This is a genomic window from Nostoc cf. edaphicum LEGE 07299, assembly GCF_015207245.1.
Lineage (GTDB): Bacteria > Cyanobacteriota > Cyanobacteriia > Cyanobacteriales > Nostocaceae > Nostoc > Nostoc edaphicum_B.
Window position 1 is genome coordinate 1 of sequence record NZ_JADEXF010000207.1, and the last position, 6504, is coordinate 6504.

Annotated in this window: 7 protein-coding genes and 1 pseudogene; 6 read left to right on the forward strand and 2 right to left on the reverse strand. The window is 44.0% G+C overall.

Going from position 1 to position 6504, the window contains the following annotated elements:
* Positions 1 to 232, reverse strand: a pseudogene (locus IQ229_RS08300) (carbohydrate ABC transporter permease); the annotation flags it as partial.
* 180 nt (positions 233 to 412) lie between these two features.
* Between IQ229_RS08300 and IQ229_RS08305 the strand changes: the two are divergent.
* The 5 genes from IQ229_RS08305 to folE all read left to right on the forward strand — a co-directional run bounded on the left by IQ229_RS08305 (position 413) and on the right by folE (position 5239).
* Positions 413 to 1111, forward strand: coding sequence for an aldehyde oxygenase (deformylating) (locus IQ229_RS08305; protein ID WP_194042823.1), 699 nt, complete (start codon positions 413 to 415; stop codon positions 1109 to 1111).
* A gap of 126 nt (positions 1112 to 1237) precedes the next feature.
* Complete coding sequence (locus tag IQ229_RS08310) at positions 1238 to 2257, forward strand: long-chain acyl-[acyl-carrier-protein] reductase (RefSeq protein ID WP_194042824.1); 1020 nt, start codon at positions 1238 to 1240, stop codon at positions 2255 to 2257.
* A 121-nt stretch (positions 2258 to 2378) separates the two neighbouring features.
* A complete protein-coding gene (locus IQ229_RS08315) occupies positions 2379 to 3359 on the forward strand; it encodes an acetyl-CoA carboxylase carboxyltransferase subunit alpha (protein ID WP_194042825.1) in 981 nt (326 codons plus the stop codon).
* Positions 3360 to 3714: 355 nt separating this feature from the next.
* On the forward strand, positions 3715 to 4440 hold the full coding sequence (locus IQ229_RS08320) for an SDR family oxidoreductase (protein ID WP_194042827.1): 726 nt from the start codon (positions 3715 to 3717) through the stop codon (positions 4438 to 4440).
* Positions 4441 to 4531: 91 nt separating this feature from the next.
* The gene (folE, locus tag IQ229_RS08325) at positions 4532 to 5239 is read left to right on the forward strand and encodes a GTP cyclohydrolase I FolE (protein ID WP_194042829.1); all 708 of its coding nucleotides are present in this window, start codon (positions 4532 to 4534) and stop codon (positions 5237 to 5239) included.
* Between the two features lie 99 nt (positions 5240 to 5338).
* On the opposite strand, the gene IQ229_RS08330 is transcribed toward folE, so the two are convergent.
* Complete coding sequence (locus tag IQ229_RS08330; protein ID WP_194042831.1) at positions 5339 to 5983, reverse strand: phosphoribosylanthranilate isomerase; 645 nt, start codon at positions 5981 to 5983, stop codon at positions 5339 to 5341.
* A 121-nt stretch (positions 5984 to 6104) separates the two neighbouring features.
* Here IQ229_RS08330 and psaK point away from each other — a divergent pair, with 121 nt between their 5' ends.
* Entirely contained in the window at positions 6105 to 6359 is a 255-nt protein-coding gene (gene psaK, locus IQ229_RS08335; protein ID WP_194042833.1) for a photosystem I reaction center subunit PsaK, read from the forward strand.
* Positions 6360 to 6504: the final 145 nt, after the last annotated feature.

Sequence of the window (6504 nt, forward strand, 5' to 3'; positions counted from 1 at the left end):
CTACCAAGGTAGAATTAGCAAACGCCAGCAAAAATTTTCCCTGTTGCCATGCAACGCGGTAATTTGCTAAAGACCAGTTATTTTTGGACAAATTTTCTGGGCTGGCGGCCGTCGGTGCAAAGGAGGTGAGAAAGACCACAAACAGCGGTAGTAGAACGATAAATGCCCCTAGCAGTAAGATTACTAGGCTCAACAAATCACCAGATTTCACATTTGGGTTTGGTTTAGACATAACTTGAGCCGCAAAGCATTTATTTCGCTAGTACTATAGCATTGCCCCCAGCAACCATTAATCTATAAACATAGTCTACTTGTTAAGTTAAATTAAACCACAGAGATTGTTACCCTCAGTTCATAGGGTAAATCGAATCCTGGTGTCAAATAATTCAGTTTTACGGGAGTAAACATAACCATGCAGCAGCTTGCAGACCAATTTAAAGAATTAGATTTCAAGAGCGAAACATACAAAGATGCTTATAGCCGGATTAATGCGATCGTGATTGAAGGGGAACAAGAAGCCCATGAAAATTACATCACATTAGCCGAACTGCTGCCAGAATCTCATGATGAATTGATTCGCCTCTCCAAGATGGAAAGCCGACACAAAAAAGGATTTGAAGCTTGTGGACGCAATTTGGAAGTTACCCCAGATTTGCAATTTGCCAAGGAATTTTTCTCTGGACTACACCAGAATTTCCAAACAGCAGCGGCGGAAGGAAAAGTTGTCACTTGTCTGTTGATTCAGTCTTTGATTATCGAATGTTTTGCGATCGCAGCATATAACATTTACATCCCCGTCGCCGACGCTTTTGCCCGCAAAATCACGGAAGGAGTAGTTAAAGAAGAATACAGCCACCTCAACTTTGGAGAAGTTTGGTTGAAAGAACACTTCACAGAATCCAAAGCTGAACTTGAACTTGCAAATCGCCAGAATCTACCCATCGTCTGGAAAATGCTCAACCAAGTAGAAGGTGATGCCCACACAATGGCAATGGAAAAAGATGCTTTGGTAGAAGACTTTATGATTCAATACGGTGAAGCATTAAGTAACATAGGCTTCACGACTCGCGATATCATGCGCTTGTCAGCCTACGGACTCATAGCCGCCTAACAAAGTGCTGAGTAACGAGTGCTGAGTGCTGAGTAGTTTAAATTCAGAACTCAGAACTCAGAACTCCTAACTCCTAACTCTACTAAATTCCACGTCTCAAGACAGCACAAGCCTAATAATCACTACATGTTTGGTCTAATTGGACATCTGACTAGTTTAGAACACGCTCAATCGGTTGCTCAAGAATTGGGATACCCAGAATATGCCGATCAAGGGCTAGACTTTTGGTGCAGCGCCCCACCGCAAATTGTCGATACCATTATTGTCACCAGTGTAACTGGACAAAAAATTGAAGGACGGTATGTAGAATCTTGCTTTTTGCCGGAAATGCTAGCTAGCCGTCGCATCAAAGCTGCAACGCGCAAAATCCTCAACGCGATGGCTCATGCACAAAAGCATGGCATTAACATTACAGCTTTAGGCGGATTTTCCTCTATTATTTTTGAAAACTTTAAGTTAGACCAGTTTAGCCAAGTCCGCAACATTAAACTAGAGTTTGAACGCTTCACCACAGGAAACACACATACTGCCTACATTATTTGTAAGCAGGTGGAAGAAGCCTCAAAACAATTGGGAATCGATCTGTCAAAAGCCACTGTTGCTATATGTGGGGCAACCGGGGATATTGGTAGTGCAGTTACCCGCTGGCTAGATGCAAAAACAGATGTCAAAGAACTTTTGTTAATCGCCCGCGACCAGGAACGCCTCAAAGAACTGCAAGGTGAACTGGGGCGAGGAAAAATCATGGGTTTGACAGAAGCACTGCCTGAAGCTGACGTTGTAGTTTGGGTTGCTAGTATGCCCAGAGGCGTGGAAATTGACCCGACCACTTTGAAACAACCCTGTTTATTGATTGATGGCGGCTATCCTAAAAACTTAGCAACCAAAGTTCAGCATCCTGGTGTATTTGTGTTAAATGGTGGGATTGTAGAGCATTCCCTGGATATTGACTGGAAAATTATGAAAATCGTCAATATGGACGTGCCAGCCCGCCAGTTGTTTGCTTGTTTTGCCGAATCAATGCTGTTGGAATTTGAGAAGTTATACACGAACTTTTCCTGGGGACGCAATCAGATTACCGTAGACAAAATGGAGCAGATTGGTAAGGTATCAGTGAAACATGGATTTAGACCGCTGTTGGTTTAGTCATTGGTCATTTGTCATTAGTCATTGGTCATTTGTTATTTGCACAAAGGACAAAGGACAACTGACAAAGGACAAAGAACAAAGGATAGATAACTTATAACTCGTACTTATAACCCCTACGATGGCAACTACCGAGCGTAAACCGCTACTGTTAGATTTTGAAAAGCCCTTAGCAGAACTGGCAACCCGAATCGATCAAATTCGGCAACTTGCAGAAGAAAATGGCGTTGATGTTTCTGGTCAAATTCGTCAACTAGAAGCACGCGCTATGCAACTGCGTGAGGAAATTTTCAGTAGTCTATCCCCGTCTCAACGATTGCAAGTCGCTCGTCATCCGCGTCGCCCCAGTACTCTCGATTACATTCAGGCTATTAGTGATGAATGGATGGAATTGCATGGCGATCGCTGTGGTGGTGACGATCCGGCTTTAGTTGGTGGTGTCGGTCGTCTGAGTGGGCAACCTGTGGTGATGTTGGGTCATCAAAAAGGACGCGATACTAAAGACAATATTGCCCGTAACTTTGGAATGCCTTACCCTGGCGGCTATCGCAAAGCCATGCGGTTGATGGAACACGCCAACAAGTTTAGTATGCCGATACTAACCTTTATCGACACGCCTGGAGCTTGGTCTGGGGTAGAAGCAGAACACCAAGGTCAAGGAGAAGCGATCGCTTACAACTTACGGGAAATGTTCTGTTTGGATGTGCCAATTATCTGCACAGTTATTGGTGAAGGCGGTTCCGGTGGCGCACTCGGAATTGGTGTAGGCGATCGCCTACTCATGTTTGAACACTCCGTTTATACCGTCGCCACTCCCGAAGCCTGCGCTGCAATTTTGTGGAAAGATGCTGGTAAGGCTCCCCAAGCCGCCGTGGCGCTAAAAATTATTTCCCATGACTTGAAAAAGTTGGGAATTATCGACCAAATACTACCTGAACCCACTGGTGGCGCTCATTCCGACCCCTTAAAAGCCGCTACTACTCTCAAGCAAGTACTGATGGAAAATTTAGACGAACTCAATCGTTTAACTGCTCCAGAACGCCGTCAACTGCGCTATGAAAAATTCCGCAAAATTGGTGTTTTTACAGAAGTTGCCCACTAACGGCATTGCATAATGATTGATTACTAAAGCAGCAATGCTATAATTGCCTATGTGCTTAAAGATTTTTAACAATCTAGCCATAGGCATTTGCATGTTTGGCAAATCTACTCAATTTGATTGAGTGGGTTTTGTATTATGTAAATAATCTAATTTGAATGTACGGCGTGGTTTTCCAGGCAACAATTTGTTGTCTTCACTGCTAAAACCCACAATATGGGGACTGTTGTGCTGCATCATAGCATTTGCTTAATGGAAATCATCATATTTTTAGATTCCTTTAATCTATCCAAACCGAGAAGTGTAAATAATTGGATGGTAATAGGCTTTGGGAACTGCCAAAAAATTGGGAGACACCATGAGTGTTGAGCAAAAACGACGCGCTCTGATTACTGGAGCAAGTAGTGGAATTGGGAAAGCAACGGCTTTAGCCTTTGCGAAAGCGGGAATAGATGTCGCCTTAGTCAGCCGTTCTTTGGATAAATTGGAGGCGGTAAGAGAAGCCGTAGAGCATACTGGGGTGGAAGCGAAAGCTTACGCTGTAGATTTAGCGCGGATCTCCGAAGTCAAAGAAAAGATCCAAGCGATCGCCCTTGACTTTGGTGATATAAACATTCTGGTAAACAATGCTGGCATCGCCTATACAGGCGCTTTGAGCGAAATTCCCCTAGAGGGCTGGCAGCAGGTAATTGATTTGAATCTTACCAGTGTGTTTCAGTGCATTGTGGGGATTTTACCTTCAATGCGCGATCAGGGCACAGGCACAATTATCAACATCGCCTCAATTTCCGCCAAGCAACCCTTTCCTGGTTGGGGAGCATACAGCGTCAGCAAAGCTGGTTTGATAGCCCTCTCTCAAACCCTGGCACAAGAAGAACGCATTCACGGCATTCGTGTCACAGCTATTTGTCCCGGCGCAGTCAATACCGAACTTTGGGATACAGAAACAGTCCATGTCAACTTAGACCGTTCTAAAATGTTAACCCCGGAAATTGTGGCTCAGTCAATTCTCCACACAGTTCTGTTACCACAACAGGCAGTTATTGATGAATTGACCCTGATGCCCAGTGCTGGCGCACTCTAATTAGTCCTTCGTCCTTTGTCCTTTGTCTTTTGCAAATGACCAATGACCAATGACTAATGACTAATGACTAAACCATAACCAAGACTGAATCATGACTATTGCTAGTTCCAACGGTTCCAATTACTCTCAATCACCTCTGATTCCCGACTTGGCAGAAGCCATAACTCCTAGACCCGATCGCAATACTCATAACGGGCGACAAGCGGATGTGTCCCCGCCAAAAGAGGAACATCTGGAGGAAATGAAGGATGCCGTGCGGACACTAATATTGGGAGTTGGCGAAGACCCCGAACGCGAAGGACTCCTCAAAACACCCAAGCGAGTGGCCGAGGCAATGCGATTTCTTACCAGTGGCTACACCCAATCTCTTGAAGAACTCGTTAACGATGCCATCTTTGATGAAGGGCATAGCGAGATGGTACTTGTTAGAGATATTAACTTCTTTAGTCTGTGCGAACACCACATGCTGCCATTTATGGGTAGAGCACACGTTGCTTATATCCCCAACCAAAAAGTTGTGGGACTGAGTAAGCTGGCCCGGATTGTTGAAATGTATTCCCGTCGCTTACAAGTACAAGAGAGGTTAACTCGTCAAATTGCCGAAGCAATCCAGACCATTCTAGAACCTCAAGGGGTAGCCGTTGTGATGGAAGCTAGTCACATGTGCATGGTAATGCGTGGCGTTCAGAAACCAGGTTCTTGGACTGTCACTAGCGCAATGGTTGGTGCGTTCCAAGAGGAACACAAAACCCGCGAAGAATTTTTTAACTTGATTCGCCATCAACCAGCATTTTTTTGAGTGCTGAGTGCTGAGTGCTGAGTTAGGAGTTAGGAGTTGGGAGTTGGGAGTTGGGAGTTGGGAGTTGGGAGTTGGGAGTTAATTCACAACTGATGACTCCTAACTTCTAAGTAACTCAATGTTCTTCAGACTGTGAAATAGGAGTGCTACTTTATCTAAATCCTTATCTCCTGGTGTCCGTTCCACACCACTAGATAAATCAACGCCGCTAGGATTAACCTGATTTAGGGCTTCCACAATATTATCGGCTGTTAGTCCCCCTGCTAAAAGCCAAGGACAATTGGGGTTAAATTGCTCTAGCATCGTCCAATCTAAAGTTTTGCCTGTACCACCCAGTTGTTGCGGATGGTAAGCGTCAAGTAGCAAAGTATCTACATATTCTGTGTAATCATCTGCTGTGTCAAGATGCTCAAGACTACGAATTCTTAGTGCTTTAATAATTTCAATATTGGGTAAAGCTTGACGCAATTGGTAGCAAAAATCTGGTGATTCATCTCCGTGTAACTGCACACCAGTCAATCCAGAATCAGCCACTATCTGACTGATTTCAGCGATACTAAGATTGGCAAAAACCCCAATTGTATCAATATTTGCCGGGAGTTCTGCCACTGCTGCCCGAATTTGGTATGTAGTCACATAACGAGGTGAGTTTGGCACACAAATAAATCCTAGTGCCGTTGCGCCTAGAGAGGCGATCGCTATAGACTGCTGTGGTTGAGTGATGCCGCAAATCTTAACGCGCATGAATATTTAACAAATTTAAACTAATCATCAGAAAAGTCTAAACTATCTAAAAAATTTTTGGGCCTTGTAATTTTATAATCTTGTAGGTCTACATTAACTTTTCCATTTAGGAGACAAAAGCTTGATTTCCTCTATTTTATTAGCAGCAGCTGCAACTGTTCCCGCAACACCTGCGTGGAATCCCACAGTAGGAATCATCATCAGCATCAGCAGCTTAGTAATGGTTTTACTAAGTACTAGGATTGAAAAACCTCTAGTTGGCCCCAAGTTCCCTATTCTGCCGATTAGTATTCCAACATTCGTTGCAGCGATGGCTTTTGGTCATATTATTGGCGTTGGTATCGTTTTAGGACTGACTAACATCGGTCGCCTGTAGTTTTGTAATGACGGAGGTGTTACTTGTAACCCTACTATCAATACAAAACTTTTAAAACAGATTTTGGGAAGGGGAAGTAGGGGGGAAGAAGGGAATTGGTTACAGTGTAAAGGGTTATGGTTTATTCTCTGTCGCTTGTTACATC

Coding starts and splice junctions, on each gene's coding strand:
- IQ229_RS08330 (WP_194042831.1), bottom strand. CDS start 5,983: ATGCGCGTTAAGATTTGCGGCATCACTCAACCACAGCAGTCTATAGCG.
- IQ229_RS08320 (WP_194042827.1), top strand. CDS start 3,715: ATGAGTGTTGAGCAAAAACGACGCGCTCTGATTACTGGAGCAAGTAGT.
- IQ229_RS08305 (WP_194042823.1), top strand. CDS start 413: ATGCAGCAGCTTGCAGACCAATTTAAAGAATTAGATTTCAAGAGCGAA.
- IQ229_RS08310 (WP_194042824.1), top strand. CDS start 1,238: ATGTTTGGTCTAATTGGACATCTGACTAGTTTAGAACACGCTCAATCG.
- folE (WP_194042829.1), top strand. CDS start 4,532: ATGACTATTGCTAGTTCCAACGGTTCCAATTACTCTCAATCACCTCTG.
- IQ229_RS08315 (WP_194042825.1), top strand. CDS start 2,379: ATGGCAACTACCGAGCGTAAACCGCTACTGTTAGATTTTGAAAAGCCC.